Annotated in this window: 24 protein-coding genes; 10 read left to right on the forward strand and 14 right to left on the reverse strand. The window is 67.1% G+C overall.

What is annotated here, in order from left to right; all coding sequences use genetic code 11:
• Positions 1–245: 245 nt before the first annotated feature.
• Positions 246–680, forward strand: coding sequence for an EamA family transporter (locus tag VG556_RS00735; RefSeq protein WP_100450124.1), 435 nt, complete (start codon positions 246–248; stop codon positions 678–680).
• 31 nt (positions 681–711) lie between these two features.
• Positions 712–1,104 (forward strand): DUF3224 domain-containing protein, encoded by a 393-nt coding sequence (locus tag VG556_RS00740; protein ID WP_049408744.1) that lies wholly within the window; start codon positions 712–714, stop codon positions 1,102–1,104.
• Here the strand turns inward: VG556_RS00740 and VG556_RS00745 are convergent.
• The 7 genes from VG556_RS00745 to VG556_RS00775 form a co-directional block, all read right to left on the reverse strand.
• A complete protein-coding gene (locus tag VG556_RS00745; protein WP_049408745.1) occupies positions 1,101–1,616 on the reverse strand; it encodes a DUF1697 domain-containing protein in 516 nt (171 codons plus the stop codon). The two genes, VG556_RS00740 and VG556_RS00745, sit on opposite strands and share 4 nt — an antisense overlap.
• A complete protein-coding gene (locus VG556_RS00750; RefSeq protein ID WP_049408746.1) occupies positions 1,613–2,254 on the reverse strand; it encodes a response regulator transcription factor in 642 nt (213 codons plus the stop codon). Before VG556_RS00750 ends, VG556_RS00745 begins: the two co-directional genes overlap by 4 nt.
• Entirely contained in the window at positions 2,247–3,302 is a 1,056-nt protein-coding gene (locus VG556_RS00755; protein ID WP_049408755.1) for a sensor histidine kinase, read from the reverse strand. The genes VG556_RS00750 and VG556_RS00755 overlap by 8 nt, the downstream gene beginning before the upstream one ends.
• Before the next feature lie 294 nt (positions 3,303–3,596).
• Positions 3,597–4,334: an MgtC/SapB family protein gene (locus VG556_RS00760; RefSeq protein ID WP_005416700.1), complete on the reverse strand. Its 738-nt coding sequence runs from the start codon at positions 4,332–4,334 to the stop codon at positions 3,597–3,599.
• Between the two features lie 31 nt (positions 4,335–4,365).
• Positions 4,366–7,125 carry a magnesium-translocating P-type ATPase gene (gene mgtA / locus VG556_RS00765; RefSeq protein WP_100450123.1) on the reverse strand — a complete coding sequence of 920 codons (2,760 nt, stop codon included), beginning with the start codon at positions 7,123–7,125 and terminating at the stop codon, positions 4,366–4,368.
• A 63-nt stretch (positions 7,126–7,188) separates the two neighbouring features.
• Positions 7,189–7,488, reverse strand: a complete 300-nt coding sequence (locus tag VG556_RS00770; RefSeq protein WP_005413574.1) for a hypothetical protein — start codon at positions 7,486–7,488, stop codon at positions 7,189–7,191.
• Positions 7,489–7,781: 293 nt separating this feature from the next.
• Positions 7,782–8,081 carry a hypothetical protein gene (locus VG556_RS00775; RefSeq protein WP_049408749.1) on the reverse strand — a complete coding sequence of 100 codons (300 nt, stop codon included), beginning with the start codon at positions 8,079–8,081 and terminating at the stop codon, positions 7,782–7,784.
• Positions 8,082–8,439: 358 nt separating this feature from the next.
• On the opposite strand from VG556_RS00775, the gene VG556_RS00780 reads away from it, so the two are divergent.
• The 4 genes from VG556_RS00780 (at position 8,440) to VG556_RS00795 (ending at position 13,598) form a co-directional block, all read left to right on the forward strand.
• Positions 8,440–9,174: a CS1 fimbrial subunit B flags: Precursor gene (locus VG556_RS00780; RefSeq protein ID WP_049408750.1), complete on the forward strand. Its 735-nt coding sequence runs from the start codon at positions 8,440–8,442 to the stop codon at positions 9,172–9,174.
• 125 nt (positions 9,175–9,299) lie between these two features.
• Positions 9,300–9,800 (forward strand): CS1 type fimbrial major subunit, encoded by a 501-nt coding sequence (locus VG556_RS00785; RefSeq protein ID WP_049408751.1) that lies wholly within the window; start codon positions 9,300–9,302, stop codon positions 9,798–9,800.
• Between the two features lie 58 nt (positions 9,801–9,858).
• Complete coding sequence (locus VG556_RS00790; RefSeq protein ID WP_111144229.1) at positions 9,859–12,363, forward strand: TcfC E-set like domain-containing protein; 2,505 nt, start codon at positions 9,859–9,861, stop codon at positions 12,361–12,363.
• Positions 12,364–12,386: 23 nt separating this feature from the next.
• Complete coding sequence (locus VG556_RS00795) at positions 12,387–13,598, forward strand: hypothetical protein (RefSeq protein WP_146257720.1); 1,212 nt, start codon at positions 12,387–12,389, stop codon at positions 13,596–13,598.
• Between the two features lie 57 nt (positions 13,599–13,655).
• On the opposite strand, the gene pip is transcribed toward VG556_RS00795, so the two are convergent.
• Positions 13,656–14,603, reverse strand: a complete 948-nt coding sequence (gene pip / locus VG556_RS00800) for a prolyl aminopeptidase (protein WP_049406614.1) — start codon at positions 14,601–14,603, stop codon at positions 13,656–13,658.
• Positions 14,604–14,717: 114 nt separating this feature from the next.
• Here pip and VG556_RS00805 point away from each other — a divergent pair, with 114 nt between their 5' ends.
• Both VG556_RS00805 and VG556_RS00810 read left to right on the forward strand, forming a co-directional pair.
• Positions 14,718–15,383 (forward strand): TraX family protein, encoded by a 666-nt coding sequence (locus VG556_RS00805; RefSeq protein WP_049406611.1) that lies wholly within the window; start codon positions 14,718–14,720, stop codon positions 15,381–15,383.
• A gap of 465 nt (positions 15,384–15,848) precedes the next feature.
• Positions 15,849–16,205 (forward strand): hypothetical protein, encoded by a 357-nt coding sequence (locus VG556_RS00810; protein WP_032962681.1) that lies wholly within the window; start codon positions 15,849–15,851, stop codon positions 16,203–16,205.
• A gap of 105 nt (positions 16,206–16,310) precedes the next feature.
• Here the strand turns inward: VG556_RS00810 and VG556_RS00815 are convergent, their stop codons facing one another.
• Positions 16,311–17,708, reverse strand: coding sequence for a phosphatase PAP2 family protein (locus VG556_RS00815; protein ID WP_049406608.1), 1,398 nt, complete (start codon positions 17,706–17,708; stop codon positions 16,311–16,313).
• 112 nt (positions 17,709–17,820) lie between these two features.
• Positions 17,821–20,016 carry a TonB-dependent receptor gene (locus VG556_RS00820; RefSeq protein ID WP_100450122.1) on the reverse strand — a complete coding sequence of 732 codons (2,196 nt, stop codon included), beginning with the start codon at positions 20,014–20,016 and terminating at the stop codon, positions 17,821–17,823.
• Between the two features lie 258 nt (positions 20,017–20,274).
• On the opposite strand from VG556_RS00820, the gene VG556_RS00825 reads away from it, so the two are divergent.
• Together VG556_RS00825 and VG556_RS00830 are read left to right on the forward strand one after the other, a co-directional pair.
• Positions 20,275–20,859 (forward strand): TetR/AcrR family transcriptional regulator, encoded by a 585-nt coding sequence (locus VG556_RS00825; RefSeq protein WP_100450121.1) that lies wholly within the window; start codon positions 20,275–20,277, stop codon positions 20,857–20,859.
• Positions 20,860–20,963: 104 nt separating this feature from the next.
• On the forward strand, positions 20,964–22,052 hold the full coding sequence (locus tag VG556_RS00830; protein ID WP_100450120.1) for a DNA glycosylase AlkZ-like family protein: 1,089 nt from the start codon (positions 20,964–20,966) through the stop codon (positions 22,050–22,052).
• 590 nt (positions 22,053–22,642) lie between these two features.
• Here VG556_RS00830 and VG556_RS00835 read toward each other — a convergent pair.
• The 4 genes from VG556_RS00835 to VG556_RS00850 form a co-directional block, all read right to left on the reverse strand.
• Entirely contained in the window at positions 22,643–23,569 is a 927-nt protein-coding gene (locus VG556_RS00835; protein WP_100450119.1) for an ABC transporter six-transmembrane domain-containing protein, read from the reverse strand.
• A 190-nt stretch (positions 23,570–23,759) separates the two neighbouring features.
• A complete protein-coding gene (locus VG556_RS00840; protein ID WP_100450512.1) occupies positions 23,760–24,836 on the reverse strand; it encodes an ATP-binding protein in 1,077 nt (358 codons plus the stop codon).
• A 3-nt stretch (positions 24,837–24,839) separates the two neighbouring features.
• Positions 24,840–25,556 carry a response regulator gene (locus VG556_RS00845; RefSeq protein ID WP_100450118.1) on the reverse strand — a complete coding sequence of 239 codons (717 nt, stop codon included), beginning with the start codon at positions 25,554–25,556 and terminating at the stop codon, positions 24,840–24,842.
• Positions 25,557–25,608: 52 nt separating this feature from the next.
• Positions 25,609–26,175, reverse strand: a complete 567-nt coding sequence (locus VG556_RS00850) for a hypothetical protein (RefSeq protein ID WP_202909967.1) — start codon at positions 26,173–26,175, stop codon at positions 25,609–25,611.
• Positions 26,176–26,237: the final 62 nt, after the last annotated feature.

Consider the following 26,237-nt stretch of genomic DNA (forward strand, 5'->3'; position numbering starts at 1 on the left):
TGCTGCGAAACGAAGGGGAAGGGGAGCGGCAGCCGTGCGGCGCACGACAGGCGGGCCCGGTCAAGGGCCGACGGCCCGGTATGGGCGAGGGTGGTGTCCTGTTCAAGCATGGCGCATTCCCTGCAGATCGCCCCCCTGGCGATTCCGTCCCATTGTAGCGGCGGTGATGGGCAGGTGAAGCCCCACCGATGGCAGGGTGGAGTAGCGTTGGCGCACGCTCATCGGTTGCGGCAAGCGAGGGCTTCGTGCAGAACGTACCGCAATGGTTGCTCTGGGCGGGACTGTCCGCCGTGTTCGCAGCGCTGACCGCGCTGTTCGCCAAGGTCGGCGTCAAGGGTGTCGATCCGGACCTGGCCATGGCCATCCGTACCCTGGTGGTGGCGGCGGTGATCCTGCCGCTGGTGGTGGCCACCGGCAAATGGTCCAACCCGTTGCTGCTGCCGGGGCGCACCCAGCTGTTCCTGGTGCTGTCGGCGCTGGCCACCGGTGCGTCGTGGCTGTTCTACTTCCGCGCACTACAGAGCGGTGAGCTGGCCAAGGTGGCCGTGGTGGACAAGTTCAGCGTGGTGCTGGTGATCGTGCTGGCCTATCTTCTGCTGGGCGAGCGGCCCAGCCTGCGGGAGTGGAGCGGCATCGGCCTGGTGCTGGCCGGGGTGATCGTGCTGGCCACGAAGAAGTAGCAGCGTTCAACCGACCAGAGGGGAGAGCAGGATGCAGGGCGAAGCACACGGTACGTTTGAAGTGGATCTGCGGCCGATCGGTGGCAATGACGGCCCGATTGCGGTGATGTCGATCAACAAGACCTTCGCCGGCGACCTGCACGGCAGCAGCGTCGGCCAGATGCTGGCCTTCCGCACGCCGGTGCAGGGCTCGGCCGGCTACGTGGCGATGGAACGGGTAACGGCCACGCTGGCCGGGCGCCAGGGTGGGTTCACCCTGCAGCACAACGGGTTGATGACCCGTGGCACGCCGCAGCTGAGCGTGGTGGTGGTGCCCGACTCGGGCAGTGAAGGACTGCTCGGCCTGAGCGGCACGCTGGAGATCACCATCAGCGAGGGCCGCCATGACTACCGGCTGGTCTACAGCCTGCCGGAAGAACCCTAGCGGAGTTCCGCTGCCATCGCCGCTAGCCTAGCGACGGTGTTGAGATTGCGCGCCGTGCCCTGTGCCGTGCCGGGAATGCGTAGGCGCGAGTCGGCCATGCCGGCGCCGTAGTGGATGAAGATCTCGCGCGTGCCGAGTGCAAGCTGTTCGTCGCGCCGGCCGGTCACGCCATCAAGCGGGTCCGCAGGCAGGCTGCCGTCCAGGAACAGGGCGACCACACGGTTGCCGGCGGCCTGCTGAAACGGATTGCGTGCCACCACACCTGCGATCTCGCTGGCCGATCGCACCAGTACGCCTACCGGCTTGCCGGCATATTCCTGGAGCTGCTGGCCGAGGGCCTGGCGCACGCCCGCCTCGTCGAGCGAGCTGCGCAACACCACGTTGCCGCTGGCGATGTACGTGCGGACATCGGCGAAGCCTGCGTCCTTGCACATCGCCGCCAGTTCGCGCATCGGCAGCCTGCCGGTACCGCCGACGTTGACCGCGCGCAGCAAGGCGACGTGGACGTTCATGGCGTCCCCGCCTGCAGGCGGTCGTACATGCGCACCAGGTCGACCAGGGTGCGCGCGCCCATCTTGCGCATCACCTGCGCGCGGCGCACCTTCACCGTGATCTCGCTGACGCCGAGGTCGCCGGCAATCTGCTTGTTGAGGCGGCCACGCACCACGCCATCGACCACCTCGCGCTCACCCGTGTTGAGCGTGTTCCAGCGCTGCTGGAGGGCATCGAGCGCCTCGCCCTCGCGGCGGCGCTGGCGGTCGATCTCGATGCCCTTGTGGATCGCATCCAGCAGTTCCTGGTCGCGAAAGGGCTTGGTCAGGAATTCGATGGCACCGTCCTTGATCGCGTTGACACCCATCGCGATGTCGCCGTGGCCGGTGATGAACACCACGGGGAGCTGCAGGCCATGGCTGCCCATCGTGCCATGGAATTCAAGACCGCTCTGGCCGGGCATGCGCACGTCCAGCACCAGGCAGGCCGGCGCGTCTTCCAGGTCGTGTTCGAGGAACGCCTGGGTGGAGGCGAAGGCCCGCACCTGCAGGCCCATCGAGGCCAGCAGGTCTTCCAGCGCCGCGCGCACCGACGGATCGTCGTCGACCACATAGACAATGGGCGCCGGATCGGCGAGGGGTGCAGTGGGCTTACGCATGGTGGACATCCGTGGCGACGGGCAGGTCGAAGACGAAGCAGGCACCGCCGCCTGCCGGTCGTTCGGCGCGGACCTGGCCGTCGTTGGCCTCGATCATCGAGCGGCTCAGGCTGAGGCCCAGCCCCAACCCGTGCGACTTGGTGGTCCAGAACGCGTCGAACACGCGCTCGGGATGCTCGGCGGGCAGGCCGACGCCACGATCGCGTACGCTGAGGCTGACCCGTTGGCCCTCACGCCGGGTCAGCAGCGACAGACGCCGGTCGCCTGCGGGTACGGCTTCCATTGCATCCACCGCATTGAGGATGAGGTTGCCGATCACCTGCTGCACCTGTACGCGGTCGGCCTGCACCGGCGGCAGGTCGGCGTCCAGCAGCAGGGCCACGGCCACGCCATGCCGGTCCAGTTCGCTGCGCGACAACGCCAGCATTTCCTCCACCGCCTGGTTCAGGTCGAAGGCAAGTCGTTCCGGTGCCGCGCCCTGGGTCAGGCCGCGGATGCGGGCGATCACATCGCCTGCGCGGTGCGCGTCCGCCAGGATGCGGGCTACGGTCTGCCGGGCCTTGTCCACGTTGGGCGGGTCCTGGGCCAGCCAGCGTTGGCAGGCTTCGGCGCTGCTGGCGATGGCCGCCAGCGGCTGGTTCACTTCATGGGCGATGGAGGTGGTGAGTTCGCCCACGGTGGAGGCGCGGGCGACCCGCAGCAGGCGACCCTGCGCTTCCTGCACGGCGGCCTTGGCCGCTTCCATGTTCAGGGCGAGGTAGGTGGTGATGCCGATCACCAGCATGCCGATCACCGAATTGACCAGGCCGATGCGGTAGGTGCCGAAGCGGGTCAGGAAGAAGCTCAGCCCGGTCAGCGCGATGCAGGCGATGGCCAGCGTGATCAGGCCGCGGGCGGCCAGCACGCGCGATGCCGCGAGGATGACCGCTGCGTAGAAGCAGGCAGCAGCAACCGCGTAATCGGTGACGGTGTCGATCAGGAAGATCGCGGCCATCACGACGATCAGGGCCAGCAGCACCAGCGGGCGACGGGGCGACAGCGATGGCATCGGGACGGCTCCCTGGCGTGGGGTGAAAGGATAGCAAAGCCGCCATCGGCAGATGCCGATCTTGGTCGGCAGGCTCTTTTGCTGTGGGTGCCGACCGTTGGTCGGCACAAGCCAGAACGATGCCTGGTAGTGCCGGCCGCTGGCCGGCAACTGCACGGTGTTGCCGGAGCGCATGAGGTTGCCGGCCAGCGGCCGGCACTACCGCAGGGATGGACACGGTCTCTGAGGGTTCTCTGCCGACCAAGGTCGGCACCTACCAAAGCGGTGCACGGTGTTGCCGGCCAGCGGCCGGCACTACTCCTCCAGGCTGGCGTTCCAGAATCCCTGCAGCACACCGGGCGTGGTCGCCAGCGTCGCAAGTACGGCGTCCAGTTCGCCGGCATCCACGGTGGTGGCATACAACACCGCTTCGATCTCCACATCGCGCTCGCCGAACGGGCGCTGGTCCACCGCGCGCACCGGGTACTGCGCCTGCTCAAGCAGCAGCAACAGCTGGTCCAGCACCTCGGCCTGCTGCTCGCGCTGGCAGACCACGTTGATCGCATAGGTCGCCTCGCTGAACGCTTCCGGCAGCGGTTGCCGCTGGATGCGGTTCACCACCGGCCGCAGCAGGGTATTGGCGGCCAGCACGAAGACGGCGGCCAGCACCGCTTCCGGCAGCAGCTTGATACCTGCACATGCTCCCACCGCCGCCGACCCCCACAGGGTGGCGGCGGTGTTCAGGCCGGACACCTGCGCGCCGTCCTTCATGATCGCGCCGGCGCCGAGGAAGCCGACGCCGGAGATCACATAGGCCACCACATGCAGCGGCGAGGGTGGTCCGCCGTACAGGTCATGGAAGCGCACCGCCAGATCGACGAACACTGCCGCACCCACCGCCACCAGCGTATTGGTACGCAGGCCGGCGGTGCGTTGCCGCAGCTGCCGCTCCAGGCCGATGACCGTGCCCAGCACGAACGCCACCGACAGGCTGATCAGCGAACTCAGGGTTGCGCCGGCGTTGAACGCCGGCAGGTTCGGATTGATGTCCATTGTGTTTCTCCCTAGACAAAGCGGCGGGCGCTTACTGCCAGCCGTAACGACGGGTGTAGAACTTCTTCAGCGCGGTGGTCAGCACCGCATAGCCGAACAGGATCGCCACCAGGAACGGCCAATAGCCAACCGGCAGCGCCTGCAGCTTGAAGTAGCCGGCCAGCGGGCTCATCGGCAGGGCCACGCCGATGGCCATGATCAGGCCGGTCATCAGCAGCAGTGGCGGCGCGGCGATGCTCTGCAGGAACGGCACCTTCGGCGTGCGGATCATGTGCACGATCAGGGTCTGGGTCAGCAGGCCGACCACGAACCAGCCGGACTGGAACAGGCCCTGGTCGGCCGGCGTGCGTGCATCGAACACGTACCACATCAGCGCGAAACAGCTCAGGTCGAAGAGCGAGCTGATCGGCCCGAAGAACACCATGAAGCGGCCGATGTCCGCCGGGTTCCACTTCAGCGGCTTGCGTACCAGTTCCTCATCCACATTGTCGAACGGAATGGCGATCTGCGAGATGTCATACAGCAGGTTCTGCACCAGCAGCTGCAGCGGCAGCATCGGCAGGAACGGCAGGAAGGCCGAGGCCACCAGCACCGAGAACACATTGCCGAAGTTGGAGCTGGCGGTCATGCGGATGTACTTCAGCATGTTGTTGAACGTGCGCCGGCCCTGGATGACGCCTTCCTCCAGCACCATCAGGTTCTTTTCCAGCAGGATGATGTCGGCCGCCTCCTTGGCAATGTCCACCGCGCTGTCCACGCTGATGCCGATATCGGCTGCGCGCAGCGCCGGCGCATCGTTGATGCCGTCACCGAGGAAGCCGACCACCTTGCCCTGCGCCCGCAGCTCGCGTACCAGCCGCTCCTTGTGCAGCGGCGTCAGCCGGGCAAACACGCGATGGTGGTGCAGCGCCCGCGACAGCGCGCCGTCGTCCATGCGCTCGATCTGCGGGCCGGTCAGGATGGTGTCCGCGTCCAGCCCCACCTGTGCGCAGACGCGGGCGGTCACCAGTTCGTTGTCACCGGTGAAGACCTTGACCTCCACGCCATGCGCGGCCAGCGCCTGCAGCGCCTGCGCTGCCGATTCCTTCGGCGGGTCCAGGAAGGCCACGTAGCCGACCAGGGTCAGGTCGCACTCGTCGGCCTGAGAATAGGTGGTCTGGCTGGCAGCGGTCTCCTTCATCGCCACCGCCACGACGCGCAGACCCTGCTCGTTCAGTTCCTCGGTGGTCTGCCGCACGCGGGCCAGGCGGTGCTCGTCCAGTGGCATGTCCCGGCCGTTCTCGCGAACGGTACTGCACACCGCCAGCATTTCTTCCACCGCGCCCTTGCAGATCAGCTCATGATGGTCCTCGCGCTCGGACACTACCACCGACATGCGGCGGCGCTCGAAGTCGAACGGGATCTCATCCACCTTGTGGTAGTCCTGCGACAGCCGCAGCGAACTCTGCAGCTCCACGTGCTCCAGCACCGCGCGGTCCAGCAGGTTGATCAGCCCGGTCTGGAAGTGGCTGTTGAGGTAAGCGAACTTCAGCACGTCTTCCGAATCGTGACCGAACACATCGGTGTGGCGCTCCAGCGCGATCCTGTCCTGGGTGAGCGTGCCGGTCTTGTCGGTGCACAGCACTTCCATCGCGCCGAAGTTCTGGATCGCATCCAGGCGCTTGACGATCACCTTGCGCCGCGACAGCAGCACCGCACCCTTGGCCAGGGTGGAGGTGACGATCATCGGCAGCATTTCCGGCGTCAAGCCCACCGCTACCGACAGCGCGAACAGGAACGCCTCGGTCCAGTCACCCTTGGTCCAGCCGTTGATCAGCAGCACGAACGGCACCATCACCAGCGCGAAGCGGATCAGCAGCCAGCTGACACTGTTGACGCCGGCCTGGAACGCGGTGGGCGCACGGTCGGTAGCGGTGCTGCGCTGGGCCAGCGTGCCGAAGTAGGTGCGGTTGCCGGTGGCCAGCACCACGGCGGTGGCGGTGCCTGACACCACGTTGGTGCCCATGAACAGCAGGTTGTGCTGCTCCAGCAGGCCGGCCAGGCCATCGCCGGGGTGCGCGAACTTTTCCACCGGCAGCGATTCGCCGGTCATTGCGGCCTGTGCCACGAACAGGTCCTTGGCGGTCAGTACGCGGCAATCGGCCGGAATCATGTCGCCGGCCGACAGCACGATGTGGTCACCGGGCACCAGCTCACGGATCGGCAGGTCCAGCAGGCGTGCCGGGCGACGGCTGTGCAGGTGCGCACCGAAGTACTGGTCGGCCACATCGGCGGCCTCGGTGCCCGGATTGCGGCGCAGCACGCGCGCGGTGTTGCCGACCAGTGCCTTCAGCCGCTCGGCGGCACGGTTGGAGCGGCCTTCCTGCACGAAGCGGATCAGCGTGGACAGCAGCACCATCGCACCGATCACCACGGTGGCCTTGATGTCCTCGGTCAGCCAGGACACCGCGGCCAGTACGGTCAGCAGCAGGTTGAACGGGTTGCGGTAGCACTGCCACAGGTGCCGCCACCACGGCAGCGGCTTTTCGTGATCCACCTCGTTGGGGCCGAGCGTGGCCAGCCGCTCCTCGGCTTCATGCGGGCTGAGGCCATCGGCATGCGACTCCAGCGTGGCCAGCAGCTCGGCTTCCTCCTGCTGGGCAAGGGTGACCAGGCCGGTGGTAAGCGCGAACGGCGCGGCCTCGGCGCTGCCCGGGCCAAAGCCGGCTTCGGGCATCGCGCGGCGGCGGAACAGGTTGCCTGCGCGACGGCTGCGCAGGAAGGCATTGAACCAGGCGTTGAGCAGGCTCATGGGACGCTCCTCGAATGTCAGAGCCGGCCGCAGCCGGAACACGAACGGAATGGGTGAGACAGTTCAGGCGTGGCGCATCGCCAGCACCGCCGGCGACCACGGCTGCATGTGCAGGCGCTGGCTGCCACCAATGCACAGCGGCTTCATCGCATCGCGCAGTGGGTAGGGCAGATGGCGCAGCACGGTGATCCGCTCGCTGATCGGCAGCAGCGACAGCGCGTCAGCCACCACGCGCGGCGAACCGAGCGACAGCGAACGGGCGAACATGACCGGGCCGTGCTGCAGCAACTGGCTGCGCAGGGCGGCAACATCGCGCTCGCCAATCAGGCGGCGCAGGGTGATGTAGAGGATCTTGTAGGACATGGGGGTGATCTCCAGGCAGGCGGCGCCTGGCGATCCCCCGTCACTCAGGCAGGCAGGGACCGGCGGGCAGGCGCCAGGAACAGGCAACAAGCGGGCATCCGGGGCGCGGTGCGCCCGGCAGGGTCGGGGTCCATCTGCGTCTCCATGAGGGGAGGGGGCCAGCCAGGGTTGCCCTGGCCAGTGGCGCTATTGTCCGCCCCTGAATGGGGCAGGCCTAGAGGCCCGTGGGTTAGCCCGGCTATACCTTGGTATAGCCGGGCGTATGCGGTGCCGATCGAGGGTTCAGTGGTGGGTCAATGCGCGCCGCTGGTCTGCTTGCAGACGTCGTACTCGCCACGGGTCAACGTCTTGTCACGGTCGGTATCGCAGGCATGCAGGCGCTCGGCCCAGTCGGGTGCCACGGCATCCACTTCGGCCAGCGTGACGATGCCGTCCTTGTCCTTGTCCAGCGACTCATACGGCGGTATCAGCTTCACTTCGGTGACGTCCTCGGCGGCGGTGGCCTTGCTCGCCTCCTGGGTTCTGGAACAGGCGCCCAGCAGCAGGCCGATGGTGATGAGGAGGACAGCAGAAACGCAGCGAATACCGGTCATGACAGGCTCCAGAAGTGGGGGCGCGGGCCATGGCTGTGGATGGCCACGGCCGGATATTCGGCCCGGATCGGTAAGCGAGCTGCGAAGAACCGACCGGGTCACCAGATGGCGGTGGGCCACCGTTCACCCGCACGCCCCATGCGTGTACCGGCCGTCGATGCTGTTCCAGGGCGTGCCGTAGCGAAACGTGCAACGGGCCGGTGCGCCGCGGCCGAGTGCGCGAACAGGATTTCCGGGCTGACCCAGGCGGAGTCGCTTTGGAAGGTCGGAAATATCTGACCTTTTTGCAAGTTGTTGCATGGCCTGATTGTAAATCTGCCGTGAAACTAACCGCTCGCCTCTCCCCCGCGAGTTCGTCATGCAACGCGCACTCATTCTGATCCTGCTGGCCCTGTTCGTCAGCAGCGCCCATGCCACGACACCACAGATCAACGTGGGTCTCCTGTTCGATCATCTTGCGCCCGCGCAGAGCAACCTGCTCAAGCGCATACGCAATACCGGTGATGTGACCGCATACGTGCGCGTTGAGGTCACCGAGATGCACTTCGATGCAGACGGCAAGGTTGTCGAAACGCCAGTGGACACCGTGGCGCTGGTACGCAATGCACCTGGCGCGCACGGGGTGATCGCCAGCCCCAGCCGCCTGATCATTGCCGCCAATGGCCAACAGGCGACGCGCCTGGTCTATCGCGGTGACCGCGATGAGGAGCGCTACTACCGGCTGCGCTTCATTCCGGTGGTGCCGAGCGCCGAGGAGTTTTCGCTCAGTGATGCGCAGGTGCAGGAGATCACCGGGCTGACTTCGGCAGTTCGCGTGTTCACCGGCTACGGCACCATCCTGTTCGTGGCACCGCGGAACACGCGCTATGACACCCGTGTGCAGGACGGTCACGTGCACAACGGTGGCAACGCCACGGTGGTGCTGGACAACCTGCGGTACTGCGAGCGAAGCAGTCCGGATGCCTGCACGCCCGGCATCATCGTCCATGTCCGGCCCGGGCGAACCTATGCGCTGCAGGCCGACGACAGCCGGTTCGCCCGCTACGACCTGAGGGAGGGCGACGACCGCCGCAGCATCGACTCGCGCCGCTGATCGTCCGCCCATCTCCCCTTTCTGCAACGTCCCCACCGGGTTCGCCAGGCGCCCGGCGGGGAGGCTGTGTCTTCGTCCTGGCGTCGTATCCCATCGTATCCATCCACCGATCCCGGAGCATTTCCATGTCCCTGAAGAAGTACGCCCTGGCTGCAGCCGCTGCAGCCCTCATCGCACCGGCTGTCAGCCTGGCAGCCACCGAATCCAAGTCGATCACCGTCAACGTGACCGCCGACGTCCCGAACACCGCTGGCCTGCAGGTGTCCACGCCTGACGGCTGGGAAGGCCTGCCGCAGAACCTGCCGTGGGACACCGCGCGCGAAACCCTGGGCGAACTGACCGGGCGCGTCATCAACATCAAGTCGCCGGCTGCCATCACCGCCTACCTGACGTCGCCGGCACAGATGGCGTCGGCCGCAGACGTCGTGGACCTGGTGGTGAAGCTGGACAACGTGGAGGTTCCGGCAACCGCCGCCGCCAAGATCACCGTTGCCAACGCGGCCCAGGCCGCCGCGGGCAAGTCGCTGGCCTTCGCCATTGCGCCGACTGCGCCGACGGGCGGCTACAAGCAGGGCAGCTACGGCGGCCAGTTCCACATGATCTTCGAAAGCGACATCACCCCCTGAGTCCTTTCAGGCGCCCCGTCGCATCCAATGATGCGGCGGGGACGCCGGAACAGCGCCCATGCTCTCGTCCTCCAACCACCGTCGATTCCGACTGGCCCGGCTCGCGACCGCGATCGGTGCCGTGGTCCTTGCCACCTCAGCGCATGCGGCCGGCCTCGCGCCGGGCGAGCTGCCCAGCCTGCTGCAGCAGCGCGAACGCATGCCGGCCGAGTTCCGCGAGCACCTGTTTGGCAACCCGCTCACCGTGCGCGTGGAGCTGGACGGCCAGTATCTGGGTGACGCCGAGGTTCTGCTGCACGAAGACAACCGGGTGCAGGTGATCGGCTTTGGTGACAGCCACGAAAGCCGGCTGGCACAGACCGAGCGTGCCCGTTGGGGCGAGCAGCTCGCTGAACCGATGGCGCTGGGCGTATGCAGGCAGCAGTGCCGGGGCATGGCAGCGCTGCACTACAGTCTGTCCAACTCGCTGCTGAGCGTGCTGACGCCTGCCGGCGCGCAGAAGGAGCGGCGCCACATCGCCTTGCCGGACGCGGGCAGCCGGGGGTTGATCGTGCGCAACAGTCTTGCCGTGCACGGCGGCCAGGAACAGCAGGCCACCGTACGCTACAGCGCCGAACTGCGCGGCAGTGCCGGCCACTGGAGCACGGTTGGCAGCTACCAATACTACGCCCAGCCCGGCAGCAGCGAGCACTACCTCAGTGCCCTGTATGCCCAGCGCGAACTGGGAGATCACTTCGTTCGCGCCGGCTACTTCCTGCCCAGCTTCGAGGGCATTGTGCGCCAGCCCCGCGCGCCGGGTACGCAGAACGATACGGCGCTGGGCCTGCTGTTCGGATCCTCGGACGTGCTGCTGGCCGATACGCGAAGCCCCAGTGTCTATCCCGTCTATGTCACCGCCAGCGGCGAAGGCGTGGTGGAGATCTACCGCGACGGGAACCTGCTGTCCACGCAGGCCGTCAAGCCCGGCATCCAGGAAATCGATACGCGCCGGCTACCCGGCGGGATCTACGATGTGGAACTGCGGGTGGTCCAGGACGGCCGCGAAGCGTCCCGCGAAAGCGCCTCCATCCACAAGCCCAGCCGCTGGCAGGATCCCAGCCGGCGGTGGCGCTACAGCGCGTTCGCAGGGCAGCAGCGCGGGTTGCTGGCCAGCGCCGGAAGCGCCCGCGAGGGCGGCGCCGCGGCCGGTGCCGTGGTCAATTACCTGTTGCATTCCCGTGCGGTGGCCGGGGCCACCGTGCAGCGGATCGGCGCGCGGCATGCGGCGGGTGTGTCGATGGACTGGCAGGCCAGTGACCGCTTCAGCACCTACACCAATGTCTATACCTCCAGCGACGCCGGGCGCGGCGTGGACCTGCAGGGCCTGTACGGCTATCGTGCCGGCTCGGTGGTGGCCAACCATGCGCGCGGTTGGGTGGAACAGCGCGAGCGCGTCGTGGCGGATGCGAGCAGCGCCCCACGCTGGGAGACCCGCGGCGGCTGGCAGGAGACCACGGCCATCTCGATCACGCATCGTTTCGGGCACCGCGACACTGCCAGCCTGCGCGTGGCCCGCAGTTCGGGCTTCACCCGCGGGACCGGCATCGATGTCTCGTACGGGCGCCGGGAGACGGTGTTCGGCAAGCATGATGTCAACTGGCGCGTTTCCGCCTATGACCGCCCCGGCGCCCGCTACACGGGGTACCGGCGGCAACGCGGCATCGACCTGACGGTGAGTGTGTCGCTGGGCAGCGATCGACGCAGCTACAGCGGCAGCCTGGGCAGCCGCACCGGCGAAGCCGGACGCCGCGACACCTATGTGACCGCGACCGCCACACAGCGCGTGGACGGAGCGGTACTGCAGAGCGTGAATGGCACGGTCACCGCCGAACGGGGCGGGCTGGGCGCAGGCGCGGGTGCCTCGCTGCAGGGCGCGTTTGTGGAAGGTGACATGCAGGTCTACCGCGGCGCGGCGTCGGGTCGCATCAGCGGCACCGCCAACCTCGACAGCACCGTGGTCATTGGCGGTGGGCGCGCCGCCGTGCTGGGGCAGGGGCGCGGCAGAAGCGCCGATACCGGGCTGATTGTCGATGTCCGCAGCGATTATCCCGATCTTGCCCTGCGTGCGGACGACAGCCACGGTGGCGGCGTTGCGCTGCGCCCGGGCCGCAACTTCGTTCCGGTGGCCGCGTATCGCGCAGGCCACGTGCAGTTCGATTTCCAGGGCCGGCATGCGCCGTCGGCAACGCTGCAGCCCTCGGTCGTCAGCTATCACCTCAACAAGGGCGGCGTGATGCATGCCACGCTGGACGTGCTGCGCACCTTCACCGTCATGGGCCAGGTACTGGATGCAGACGGCAACGGCGTGCGCGGCGTGCAGGTGATCAACCACGCCGGCCGCAGCGTCAGCCAGGAGGACGGCTTCTTTACCCTGGAACTGAGCGCCCGTGCGCCGGTGGTGGAGTTGCGTTACCCCAACCTGGTCAGCTGCACGCTGACGATGGAGGAGGGGCGCTACCCCAGGGAAGGGGATGTGTTGATGGTGGGCACCGTCGGATGTCCAGCCCCACTGGCAGGTCCGTGAGCGAACGCAGGAGAAACTACGTCATGGCAAACACTGTACTTCGTTCTCGAACATTCCAATCATCCATCGCACTCTACCTCGTTGGGCTCCTGCTGTTCCTGCCGCTGCCGCCTGCGCGTGCGGTAGATCTGCAGATTACCGCGGAGTTCAGGCCGACGGCGCTTGATCCCACCCACAACCGTTTCGTCAATACCACACCGCAATCAGGGTACTGTGCCCAGCACTCGGGCTACTGCAAGCCAGGCGACTTCACCATCAACACGGGCCTGAACGTCAGCCAGCGGCGGCTGTTCGGGGGGGGGGAGGAGGCGCGCGAGAAGTGGTACCTCGGCGCCGATGGAAACTGGCGCGACGTGACGGTTGTCAACGCCGCAGGCCATGAACTGAAGGCGCGCATACGACTGTTCCTCGTCGGCATGGAGTGGGGTTTGGCTCACGATGGCACGTCACCCGGGCTATATGGATCATCTACAGGAGGTTGCGCCGGACGAACGGGCGTTGGAAATGCGACGTTCTATCGATACGCCTGGGAAGTGCCAGAGCGCAGTGCGGTCTGCGCGCGCAATCCGCGTGCTACCACCGATTCCGTCGCGAACTATCTGCGATTCTCCATTGGCTATCACCTTGAAACCCCTAATCCGTTGCGGGCGCAGGATGGACAGTACAGCGGCAGCGTGACGTACACGGTTGGCAACGGGCAGCAGATCGACCTGGGGCAGGGTGACTATTCCGACTCGGAGCTGACACTGCAGCTGTTGCTGGACGTGGTCCACGACTTCAAGGTGCGTTTTGCAAGCGAGCGTCCAACCGTCAAGCTTGCCCCGGAAGGAGGCTGGGCACAGTGGAACGATCATGGCCTAACCCCGGCACGCCTCTATCAGGAGCTCCCTTTCTACCTGACTACGTCGATGGACTTCAGCATGAAGCTGCGGTGTGAGCACGACGCGGGCAATCGCTGCGGCATTCGCAATCAGACGCTTGGGGAGGTTGTACCGGTGGATGTGGACGTCACCCTGCCCGGCATGCGCAATCTGCGCGATGGGCGCCCGGCGCAGGACACACCGCTGTCGCCCGACGACGCACAGGCGCCGCGCTTCACACCGGATGGCTATCTGATGCAGCGGCGGTCGACCTTGCGGTTCACCGCAGGACGGGACGCCGTAACAGAGATGCTGAAGGCGCCAGGCTCGCATTGGGAGGGCAACATGACCGTGGTGTTTGACGCCAACCCGTAGTCGCACGCGGGAGTGTGTTGCGGGGTGCCGGCCAGCGGCCGGCACTACCCCAGGCGTTCAGAACCGGTCGGCAAAGGCATCCGTCGCCCGCACCAGCGCATCGACCGTGGCCGGCTCGTTGGCGCTGTGGCCGGAGGTCACCATCTCCAGGCGCGCTTCCGGCCAGGCCTTCGCCAGGTCCCACGCGCTGCGCGGCGGGCAGATGATGTCGTAGCGCCCCTGCACGATCACGCCGGGCAGGTGGCGGATGCGTTCGATGTTGCGCAGCAGCTGGTCCGGCTCCAGGAAGATGCCGTTGCGGAAGTAGTGCGCTTCGATGCGGGCCTTCGCCAGGGTATCCAGCGGATCATCGGTGGATTCGGTATCCACGTCGTGCTGCAGGGTGGCCGCATTGTCTTCCCAGCCCAACCAGGCCTGCGCGGCTTCGATGCGGGTTGATTGATCCGGGCCATCCATGCGCGCCCAGTAGGCCGCGATCATGTCGCCACGCTCGGCTTCCGGGATATAAGCCTCGTAGCGGTCCCAGCGCTCCGGGAAGATCCAGCGCGCACCGCCATCGGCCTCGGCGAACCAGCGGTTCTCGATCTCACGACCGAGGAATACGCCACGCACGATCAGGCCGGTGGCGCGTTCCGGATGCGCCTGCGCGTAGGCCAGCGACAGCGTGGAGCCCCAGGAGCCGCCATAGACCAGCCAGCGCTCGATGCCCAGGTGCTCACGCACCTTTTCGATGTCCGCCACCAGGTCCTGCGTGGTGTTGTCGCGCAGCTCGCCGAACGGCGTGGAACGGCCGCTGCCGCGCTGGTCGATCAGCACGATGCGGTAGCGCGCCGGGTCGAAGAAGCGCCGATGGGTCGGCGAGATACCGGCGCCCGGGCCACCGTGCAGGTACACCACCGGAATGCCCTCCGGCGTGCCGCACTCTTCGATATGCAGCGTGTGCAGATCGCTCACCGGCAGGGTGAATTCGCGGTAGGGCTCGATGGCCGGGTACAGGGTGCGCATGGCAGGTATCTCACAAGCAGGGGCGGCCAGCATAGCGCCGCCATCTCCGGCTTGCAGTGGCGGGCTCCTGCGCGGCGCTGGAAATGCGCTGGCCGATGCGCATAAGCTTCCGCGATGCAAGCGACCACGACCGGGACGTCCACGTTCAACCTCAGCCTCGGCAGCGGCGCGCGCGAGCTGTTGAAGTGGATCGCGCTGCTGGCCATGACCGGCGACCACGTGGCCAAGGTGGTGTTCGGGGGCTACGTGCCGGTGGTCAGCGAACTGGGGCGTATCGCCTTCCCGCTGTTCGCGCTGGTGATGGCCTGCAACCTGGCCCAGCCGGGCGCCGACCTGCGCAAATCGATCCGCCGGCTCGCGCTATGGGGGCTGATCGCGCAGCCGTTGCACGCCTTCGCGTTCGGTTCCTGGCTGCCGCTCAACATCCTGCTCACCTTCACCTTGGCGGCGGTGGCCGTGCATGCGCTTGCGAACAATCGGCCTGTGCTGCTGTTGCTGGCTGCCGGCGTGCTGCCGATGCTCGTGGATTACCAGTGGGCCGGCGTTGGCGCTGTGCTGCTGGCCTGGATCGCGTTCCGGCATCGAGCATGGTTGCTGCGCCTGCTCGCGCTTGCGGCGGTGTGCTGGGCCAACCACAACGGCTGGGCGCTGCTGGCCATTCCGATAGTGCTGCTGGCGACGCGGATGACGTGGCAACTGCCGCGTTGGCGCTGGATGTTCTACGGGTACTACGTGGGGCATCTGGCGGTGCTGGCGCTGGTTGCCCATCTGCTTGCGTAATGTCGGAACTGGCATGTCGCCTGTCTTGAAAGCCGGACGCGGTCAAGGAACGCGCGGTGCCGATGCGGGTGGAGCATGCTGCCATCGGCATGGTGCAAGTTGTTGAATTTTCGGCTCGATTATCGATATGCGACAATGCTGCGGCTGCGTGAACGTTGCTGTCTTTGCACTTGGGTTGTTGGCGCCTGCCACATCGTTGTGCACATGATGGGTTGCCATCGATAAAGGATGGCCGGGGCCTGGAAACCCCGTTGGTCGCATGTAGTTTGCGCTCGCCAGCCGGCGTCGCCTTGTGCGGCGTCGGCTGGCATTCCGTTCGAGCTTTATGGCGGGCGGTGCGTGGAGGTGGGTGAAAACCCACCTGCCGGTCAGTGCTTACGCGACCACCGGATTTCCAGCCACGTACCGTCCGCCGCCTTGATTGTTAAGGGCGGTGGTCCCGCATGCCTTGCACGGAGACCCGCCATGAATGCATCGGAGTTCCCCCATCAGCGCGCCCCGGCCAATGCCGATGAAGGACACGACATCCCGCCCGATCCCAACAACCTGACGGCCCTGCTGCATCGCATCGGGCTGGGCGCCGCCGCCGATGGCCAGCCCTGGCCAGAGCGTCATCAGCTGCCGGGCCGGTGCCTGGCGCTGGCCGACGCCGATGGCGCACTGGCCGGGCTGCGTATCGTGCAGGAGATCCTGCTGGCGGCCGAACGCGCCCGGCAGAACGGTGGCCCGGAACAGTACGTGGGCGATCGCGTGATGGAAGGTCTGAAGCTGGCCGCACTGGCGTTGACCAGCCACGCCATCTATCGCCTGCACCCTGAGTGAAACGAGCCAGGCATGGCCCGGCTCTACCGGGAATTTCAGTAGATCCACGCCATGCGTGGATGCTCTTGGCGGATCGGCCTGGCGCCAGCCAGGCATGGCCTGGCTCTACGGGTTCTTCGAGCGCCAGGTCGCCACGGCACCGGCACCCCACGCGATCCACAGGCCCATGGCGGCGAACACCATGGCCTGCAGGCTGGCAGCGAACACAAAGGGTTCGGCGCGCTGCGCAGCGGGCAGGCAGAACCCCGCCAACAGCAACAGGCCGGCCAGCAGCACGGCGGCAGAGCGCGCTGAGGACAGCTCCTGCGCCCGGCGTGGTGCAAATGCGCAGGCAACGGCCACGCTGAGCGGCAGCAGCATGGCCATGGTCCACCAAGAGAGGCCCGCCGCCAGGCTGGCGACCGCCAACACCGCCCAGCCTGCGCGCTCGTCGCGCCCGGGCTTCTGGCTGCAGGACAGCCGGCGCTCAAGCTCACGAATTGCCACTGCGGACAGTACGCCCAGCAACAACCCGACGCCTACGTCCGACCAGTAATGGACGCCCAGCCAGACCCGCGACAGCCCGGCCAGCAACCCGGCCATCAGTGCAAGCACCCCCAGCCCCAGGTGCCGCCAATAGCGGCCTTTGCCGGCGCTCCTGCCTGCCAGCCACAATGCAATCAGCAGGAAGAACGCCGTCGCGCTGGCCGTATGTCCGCTGGGCATGGCCGGGCCGCCGGCGCCGGACAGGCTCAGGCTGGGGTCGAAGCTGAAAGGCCGCGGCACTGCCACCCACGCTTTCAAGCCCTGCACGACCACGGTCACCAGCATCAGCGTCATCAGCATCAATCGCGCGACGCGCGCGCCGAAGACGACCCACAGCACCGGCATGGTCAGCAGGTAGAACCAGAACTCGCCCAGTACGTTGCCGACCGTGGCGACGGGGCCCAGCGGCCATTGCTGCGTCTGCTTGACCCGCTGAAGCTCTGCTTCACGGAAAGGCGTTGCTGGGTCAAACCCAGCCACGGGCTGCAGCGCGGTATCGGGCACATCGGGTAAACGTTCGAAAGCGCGCTCAAGCTGGTCCGGGAAACGGGTCCGCAGCTGGCGTGCTTCGTCGCGGGTGACCAGTCGCGCCTGGATGGTCTCGCGCCCAAGGTGCGGCGCGCCCAGTACATTGACGGCGTGGCCCTGCGCCTGCAGCGGGCTTCGGGCCTGGCAGCCGAAGACGTGTACGCTGCCTTCGGTCGCCAGCACGCCGGAGATCGTGGCTTCAATGCCGGTCTCCTCCAGGGTTTCCCGCAGCGCATTCTGCTGCGGTGTTTCAGCGGGCTCGGCGCCGCCACCGGGAAGTTGCCAGCGCGAAGCGAGGTCCTGCACCAGCAGCATGCGGTGGCTCGATCGGATGACACACACCGCAGCGGCGTTGGCGAAGTGGGGCGCCAGCAGGAGGCCGGCCAGCAGCGCGTATCGAGACGTGCTGGCCAGCCAGGTGATGATTGACGGACGTACGCCAACGGTCATGGGGCCATCGCAAAAGGTGGATTCGTGACGATGGTGCGACCGTGAAAAGGCAACCGCCATCGGATTCGTACGAATCCGATGGCAGATAAGCTGCGCGATGCGTGGATGCCTTTCAGAAATCCATCGTCGCAGAGAGCAACACCGTCCTCGGCGCACCCAGTGCCAGGCTCGACAACAACGGCATGCCCCAATAGGCCTTGTTGGTCACGTTGTTCACGCTGGCCCGCAGCGCAAGCGGTCGACCCTCCACGGTGGTGCTGTAACGCGCCCCCACATCGAACAACGTGCGCCCCGGCACCGACAGGCTATTGTCCGCACTGATGTACTGCTTCGACATCGCCGTGGCATTGCCGGTCAAGGTCAGGCCCTGCAAGGTCGGCACATCCCACTCCACGCCCAGCTTGGCCTGTCGCTGCGCCACGGCGGTGGCGATGCGTCCCTCATTCACGCCGCCTGCCGTGCGGGTCAGCTTCGGCCGTACATAGGCCACGCCGCCGAGCAGGCGCACGCCGTCCAGCGGTGCGCCGAAGAAGCCCCATTCCACGCCGCGGTTACGTTGCTCGCCGCCAAACGAGAAGATATTCGTGACCGGGTCGGTATAGCTGCTCGGTCGCTTGATCTCGTACATGCTGAAGGTGTGCGCGAAGCTGCCCAGGTCCAGCTTCAGGCCCAGCTCCTTCTGCCTGGTGCGGAACGGTGCGAACACATCGCCGGCATTGGCAGCGGTCATCGGCGCGGTGGCGCCCTGGCTGAGGCCTTCGATGTAGTTGGTGTAGAGGGCGATCGTGTCGGTGGCTTTCACCAGCAGGGCCGCTGCCGGCGTGGTGGCGCTCTCGTCGTAGCGCGAGGTGCGTGCACCCGTGGACACGTTGAAGGTCTCGCTGACCACCTGCTGGCGGCGCACGCCCAGCGTCAGCTGCACGTGGTCATCGGCGAAGGCGAGGGTGTCGGCGACGCCGATGCTGTCCAGCGTCAGCTCGGTATGCGAGATGTGCGGTGCCACGAACGGCGCGGCCGGGCCCCACACCGGGTTGTACAGGTTGGTGGTCCAGTCCCAGCCCGGCACGCTGCGGCGACCGTAGTCGTTCTGGGTGTGCTGGTAGTGGGTCACGTTGGCGGCCCACTGGTGGCCGACGCTGCCGGTGTGGAACGAACCGCGCAGGCCGGCATCTGCGGACTGCTTCCTGATGTCGAAGGCGAGCTGGCCGATCACCGTGGTGAAGTCGCCGGCTGGATTGAGGATCTGCGCGCTGATCGAACCGTTGTAGCGGTAGTCGGTCCTGCTGGTGCCGTACGCGAGGTAGGCCATCAGGCTATCGTTGACATCCAGCTCGCCGCGCACCATCGCGCCCTTGTCCTGGCTGTCCACGTAGGCCCAATCCGGGTTGATCAGCGTATCCCCGCGTGGCGGGCGTGGAATGGCCACACCCGGTGCCAGGCCGACGCCACGCGCCGGGCCGTCAACGCGGTCGTCGGCGCTGTACAGATCGGCCGACAGCCGCATACGTTCGCCGCGCCAGTCCAGTGCCAGCGAACCGAGCTGTACCTTCTTGCGCTGCTTGCCGACGGCGCCGTCACCATCACGGTAGGCACCGTTGAAGCGGATGCCGAACTGCCTGTCGGCGCCGAGGCGACGGCCCATATCCACGTGGGTGCCGAACTGCGCATCGGAGGCGAAGTTGGCACTGACCCGCAGCAGCGGTTGCTCGCTTGCGCGCTTGGGCACCAGGTTGACGCTGCCACCGACCGAGCCGCCCGGCGGCATGCCGTTGAGCAGCGCAGACGGTCCCTTCAGCACCTCGATGCGCTCGAACATTTCCGGCGAGGTGCGGTAGTACGGCGCCATGCCGCTGAGGCCATTGAAGGTGGTGTCGCTGGCGTTGGAGGCAAAGCCGCGGATCGCGTAGTTCTCACTCCAGGCACCGGTGACGCCGTTGCTGAACACCGTGGGGTCGGTGGCGGCAATGACGTCGGTCAGGTCCTTGGCCTGGCGATCGCGGATGAAGGACTCGGTGTAGCTGACCGTATTGAACGGCGTGTCCATGAAATCCTTGTCGCCGAGCAGGCCGACGCGGCTGCCGGCAGCCACTTGCCCGCCCGCATAGTCTGCAGTGACCCGGCGTTGTTCCTGCACCTGCACCGACGGAAGGGTGGACGGCGCGGCGTCGGCCAGCGCGGCGAACGAGGCCAGCAGCCCCAGCGCGAGGGCGGACACCCGGTAGCGCCGGACCATGCCCGGCGAATACATCAGGCCGGAGGATGCGGCGGCAGCGCGATGCTGTGCAGAAGTGAAGTTGAAAACGGTCATGCCAGAGTCCTGTGAATCGCAGGCGCGAGCGCGCCTGGCGCGCTGCCGACGGCAAGCACGGGGAAAGGGCGCAGCGTAGGGTTGTTGGCTGGGTGGGGACCTGGCGGGAGGTGAGCCATGGGCTCGGTTACGGGTGCGCGGCGGACGCATTCCGAATTAGTTGAGTAAAGTAAACTAAATCAGTCGAAGCGGACTAGAGGGTCCTTTTGCTGGCACCCTCAGCAGGGTATGGACGCGCACCGTAAGAGCAGGCACCGTATGAGCACGCACCCCGATCCAACGGCGCCGACCCGTGGCCGCCCGCCCACCATCACCCCGGAGCGTCTGGCCGACATCGGCATCCGCCTGGGCCTGCCCAACCTGACCATGGCCAACGTGGCCGCCGAACTGGCGGTGACCCAGGCAGCGCTGTACAAGCGCGTGGCCAACCTGCAGGCGTTGAAGCGCCTGGTGGCGGAGGCGGTGTTCCAGCGCTGGCAGATTCCGCGCGCGTCGGTCGACGCACCGGGTGGGCTGGAGGCCTATCTGATGGGGTTCGTGGAGTCGCTGTGCGAAGTGGTGAAGGCGCATCCCGGGCTGCCGCCTTACCTGCTGCGGCGCACGGTGGCGACCGCGCCGATGCTGGAAAAGATCGCCTCGCACCAGGCGCACGTGGCTGAGGTGTTCGGACTGCCGGTGGACAAGGCGCGCTGGCTGCTGGCCACGATCGCGTTCTACTGCATCGCCGGCGCCGACACCATCTACGCGCTTGCGGATGACGAAGAAGGGCAGGTGATCACCGAGTTCAAGCAGGGCATGCGGGCGTTGGTGATCGGTTCGCTGGAGGTATCGCGGCTTCGGTAGATGCACGCCATGCGTGGGTGATCGCGGCCGTTCACCATGACGCCAGCCAGGCGTGGCCTGGCTCTACTGGACGGATCGCGTAGTGTCGAGAATACAATGCGGCCATGCCTGCCACGCCCACTCTCGATGACCTTCGCCGCTACGCGGTGGCGCGCACCTTGTTCAAGCCGACCACGCTGCTGACCGCGATCCGGCGGTTGGGCTTCGTGCAGGCCGACCCGATCCGCGCACCCGCTCGCGCGCAGGACCTGACCCTGCGCCACCGGGTGAAGGACTACCGCGCGGGCGATCTTGAGCGCCGCTACACGCGTCTGCCGGTGGAAGAGGATTGCCTGGTGAACTACGGCTTCCTGCCGCGCGAGCATCTGGCGCTGATGCACCCACGGGTTTCCAAGCGCGAGTGGGATGCCGAGACCCATCGCCGTGCGGCCGACGTGCTGGCCTTTGTGCGCGAGCGTGGCAGCGTGCACCCGCGCGAGGTCGACCAGGCGTTCGCGCATGGGCGAGTGACCAACTACTGGGGCGGCACCAGCAACGCCAGTACGCATCTGCTGGATGGCATGCACTACCGTGGCCTGCTGCGCGTGCAGCGGCGCGACAGCGGTACGCGCATCTACGCGGTGGCCGATCATGCCGAGCCCGATTCCAGCGAACAGGTGCAGATCGAACGTGCCGCCGCCCTGATCGACCTGGTGGTGCGCAAGTACGCGCCGCTGCCCTCGGCCAGCCTGACCTATCTGGTGCGCCTGCTGGGCTATGGCGCGCCGCACCTGGCCGAGCAGACCCGCAAGGCATTGGCGCTGGCCAAGCAACAACTGGCCAGCTGCACGCTGGAAGGCACCACCTGGTACTGGCCGGCGGACGAGAATCCGCGCTCGCGCCGCCATGCACCGGATGAGCAGGTGCGCCTGCTGGCGCCGTTCGACCCGGTGGTGTGGGACCGCCGCCGCTTCGAACTGCTGTGGGATTGGGTGTACAAGTTCGAGGCCTACACGCCTGCACCGAAACGCCAGTACGGCTACTACGCACTGCCGGTGTTGTGGCATGAGCAGGTGGTGGGCTGGGCCAACTTGAGCGTGCGCGAGGGTGAGTTGGTGTCGAGCGTGGGCTATGCCGGCAAGTCGCTGGCCCGCGACAAGGTATTTCGTGGCGCGCTGGACGACGAGCTGCAGCGCATGGCGGAGTTCCTGTAGCGCCAAGCGGCGCATGGGTATCTATCGATCCCGGTAGCCGCCAACCTGGGTTGGCGCTGGCTTCCATCGGTGCCCACCAAGGTGGGCAGCTACCAGGGCAACACCGCTCAGGCCTGGTAGCCGCCAACCTTGGTTGGCGCTGGCTTCCGTCGGTGCCCACCAAGGTGGGCAGCTACCAGAGCAACACCGCTCAGGCCTGGTAGCCGCCAACCTTGGTTGGCGCTGCTCTCGTCGGTGCCCACCAAGGTGGGCAGCTACCAGGGCAACACCGCTCAGGCCTGGTAGCCGCCAACCTGGGTTGGCGCTGCTCTCGTCGGTGCCCACCAAGGTGGGCAGCTACCAGGGCAGCACCGCTCAGGCCTGGTAGCCGCCAACCGTGGTTGGCGCTGCTCTCGTCGGTGCCCACCAGGGTGGGCAGCTACCAGGGCAACACCGCTCAGGCCTGGTAGCCGCCAACCTTGGTTGGCGCTGGCTTCCATCGGTGCCCACCAAGGTGGGCAGCTACCAGGGCAACACTGCTCAGGCCTGGTAGCCGCCAACCTTGGTTGGCGCTGCTCTCGTCGGTGCCCACCAAGGTGAGCAGCGACCGGTCAAGCGACGCCCTTGTGGTCCGCATCGTCCATGCCGGGGCTGACGCGGCGGCCGATATCCTTCAGCCGCGCAAGCTGATCCACCATTGACGGCGCATCGTCCAGGCTGCCGACGAAGGTCCACAGGTAGGTCATCACCGCGTAGACGTGGCCCGGTGTAACGCCTTCACTGGTGGCAAGGCGGCCGATGGTCAGCGCGAACAATGCCGCGGCAGCCAGGCCGATCACCACATAGGCGCCGGCTTCGCGGTCGGACAGCAGGATGCGCAGGCGCGACAGCGTGGTGTAGTGGCGGCGCAGCACCCAGGGGCTGACCCGGTCGACCAGCCGGATTTCGTGTTCCAGGCGGTTGTTCAGTCGGCCGTGCAACTGCTCGTTGCGGCGTGCGAACGAGGGCAGCACCAGCAGGGCGCCGAGCAGGGTGGCCAGGCCAGCGGCACCGACCATCGGCTCGATCGCCAGCAGCATGGCCACTGCACCGAACATCGATGCCAGCGCGGTGGCGATGATCGGCACGTGCTTTTCAAAAAAGTCGACGAACTCGCGGGCCAGCACCACGCGTGCCGCCGAAGTGGACGTCGCCTGGCCCAACCGGCGCTGCGCCTGCACCACGCTCACTGCCAGATCGGCATAGATTCGGGTGAAGGTGCGCGTATCCACCGCCCGACGGGCGGCGCCCACCAGCCAGAACAGCAGTACCACGCCGGCATAGGAGATGGCATGGCCGATGTTGCCGCTGATGATCGCGTCTACCGCGAAGCCGGCGAACAACGGATAGGCCAGCAGCAGGGTGTTCTCCAGCGCCACCAGCGAGAACGTGCCGGTGAGCTGCCAGGGGTAGGTGCGCAGGATGGCCTTGAGCGTGGCGGCCGCATTCTGCTGGCCGATGCTGCCGGCGGCGGCCGCTGGATCGTGGGGGTGTTGCATGGGATGCCTGGGGGGTTCGGGGACAGGGCAGGGGACGGATGCCTGCCATCTGCCGGGTAGCGCCCAGTATCTGCAGCCCTTTGGAGCGGGCATGGAGGGATGATGGAGATTGCGTGGAGAAATCGGCGGCGTTCAGCCACGCGCGTGGTGCCCACCAAGGTGGGCTGCTACCAGGGCAGCGTCTACCGCCTCAACGGCGCACGTGCACCGGCCAGCGGATCTCGAACGAACTGCCGCCACGCTCGGTAGCTCGGCACTGCGCCGTTCCGTGATGGGCCACGGCAATCGCACGCACGACCGCCAGGCCGAGACCTGAGCCCCCACTCTGCCGCGAGCGCGACACATCGGTGCGCTGGAAGGCTTCGAAAATGCTGTCGCGCAGGTCGTCCGGCACGCCGGGGCCACCATCTTCCACGGCCACCGCGCAGTGCCCCTCAGCGAGGGTGACGCGCACCCGCAGCGGGCAGGGGATGGCATGGCGACGGGCGTTCTCCAGCAATGCCAGCACCGCCTGGCGGATGCGGGCCGGATCGCAGTCCGCCAGCGACGGCCGCGCGTCCAGGCTCACCGAGAAGCCACTTTCGGTCAGCGCCTCGGACATCGCCTCCACCACCGCCGCCACCTGCACGCTGACGTCGCTGCGTTGCATGCGCAGATCCAGGTGGCCACTCTCGGCCAGGCTGACCACGCGCAGGTCCTCGATGATGCGGGTCAGGCCCTCCAGCTGGGTGAGCATGCTGTTGAACTGCTCAGGGCCCGGCTCGAATACACCTTCGGCGATGCCTTGCAGGCGGCCGCGCAGGATGGTCATCGGCGTGCGCAGTTCGTGTGCGATCGCTGCATTCCAGAACACGCGGTTCTCGGACATCCGGCTGAGCCGCTCGGCCATGGAATTGAAGTCGCTGACCAGTGTGGCGGCCTCGGTCATCGAGGTGTCGCCGCCGCGCGCACGCGCCTCAAGATCACCGCTGGCGACGCGACGCAGGCTTTCGGCCACCGAGTTCAGCGGGGTGATGATGCGCCGGGTCAGGCGCGAGGCGATCAACGTGGCCAGTGCCACCACCACGGTGGCGGTCAGGCCGATCCACAGCCACTCCAGCCCGGAGGGCATCATGGACTTCGGCTCGTCATACCAGCGCGGATAGAACACCTCCAGCAGGTAGTAGAACAGGTAGAAGCCGCTGATCGACAGCACCGTCGAACACAGCGAGGCCACGGTGATCGACAGGCTGATCTGGCGGCCGATGCTCTTGCCTTTGGGGTTCATCATTCAGTCCAGGAAGCGGTAGCCGACGCCACGGATGGTGGCGGGAATGCCGATCACGCCGACATCCTCGAGCTTGCGCCGCAGCTTGCTGACATGGCTGTCGACGGTGCGCTCCTGCGCATCGCCCTCGGGCAGGCAGGCGTGCAGCAGGTCCACCCGCGCATGCACCTGGCGCGGCGCGCGCGCCATGTGCACCAACAGCCGGAATTCGGTGAGGGTGAAGTTCAGTGCGTGCACCTGCTCGCCGTTGCGGACCGTCACTTCGTGGCTGCGCAGGTCGATCTCGAATGGGCCCTGGCGGATCAGCCCGGTGGGTTCTTCGGCCACGCTGCGGGCACTGCGGCGCAGCACGGCCTGGATGCGCGCAACGATCTCAGCGGGATTGAATGGTTTGGCCACGTAGTCGTCAGCGCCCACGCGCAGGCCGGTCAGCTTGTCCACGTCCTGGTCGAGCGCGGTGAGCATGATCACCGGCGTGTTGCCGCGACGCCGCAGTTCGCTCAGCACCTGCCAGCCATCCAGCTTGGGCATCTGCACATCCAGCAGCACCAGGTCCGGGCGCAGCTGGCGGTGGCTGGCAAGCGCCGCCTCACCGTCGGCGGCGCGTGCGCTGCGCAGGCCCGAACGGGCCAGGTAGGCACCGAGGATGTCGGCGATCTCGCCCTCATCTTCGGCAATCAGCACCAAGGGCGGCTGTCGGTTACGGAGTTGGTGTTTCATTGCGAGCGGCAGGTTCGAGGCCAAGGGCGGGCAGGGCGGGACAGGGACGGGGTCATCGTCGGCGTTCCCTGGCCTGCGCCTCTTCGTTGGCCGCCCAGGCCAGCGTGGCCAGCACCAACGAGCGCTGCAGGCTGGGGTCCACCGAACCCGCGCCGCGCAGCTGCTGCAGCGTCAGGGTAGACACCGCGGCAGGCAGCGCGTTCCAGCGCGAGGCCATGGGGGTGGCGTTCACCCGGGCCTGCAGCCGCGAGGCCATGCCCACGATGGCGCGCAGGCGCACTGCCAGCAGGGCGGCGACCACGGCGGTGGCGGGCGCAAGCAGCAGATGCAGGTTGACGTTGGCGGCCGGAGGTGTTGCCGACCAGAACGCCAGGCCGATCAAGGCCAGCGATGCGAGCGACCCGGAGCGGCGGGTGCGTCCGGGCCCGTCACTGCGGAACCCCAGCAGGGCGGCGGCCCCGAAGCCGGCCAGCAACGGCAGTAGCGGATACGGTGCGACCCACATCCATGTGCTGGTCGATGCCAGCACCAGTGCGATCAACCACGGCGATGGCGCACACCACGCCAAGTAGGCACGGCGCACATCGAGGGGTGGCAGGTCCGGGTAGGAAAGGGGCACGGCAGGCTGGCAGTCGGCGAGGCCGCCGAGGCTAGCGACCGTTGATGGAGACTTGGTCGAGA

Source organism: Stenotrophomonas sp. CASM106 (assembly GCF_049384825.1).
Taxonomy (GTDB): domain Bacteria; phylum Pseudomonadota; class Gammaproteobacteria; order Xanthomonadales; family Xanthomonadaceae; genus Stenotrophomonas; species Stenotrophomonas muris.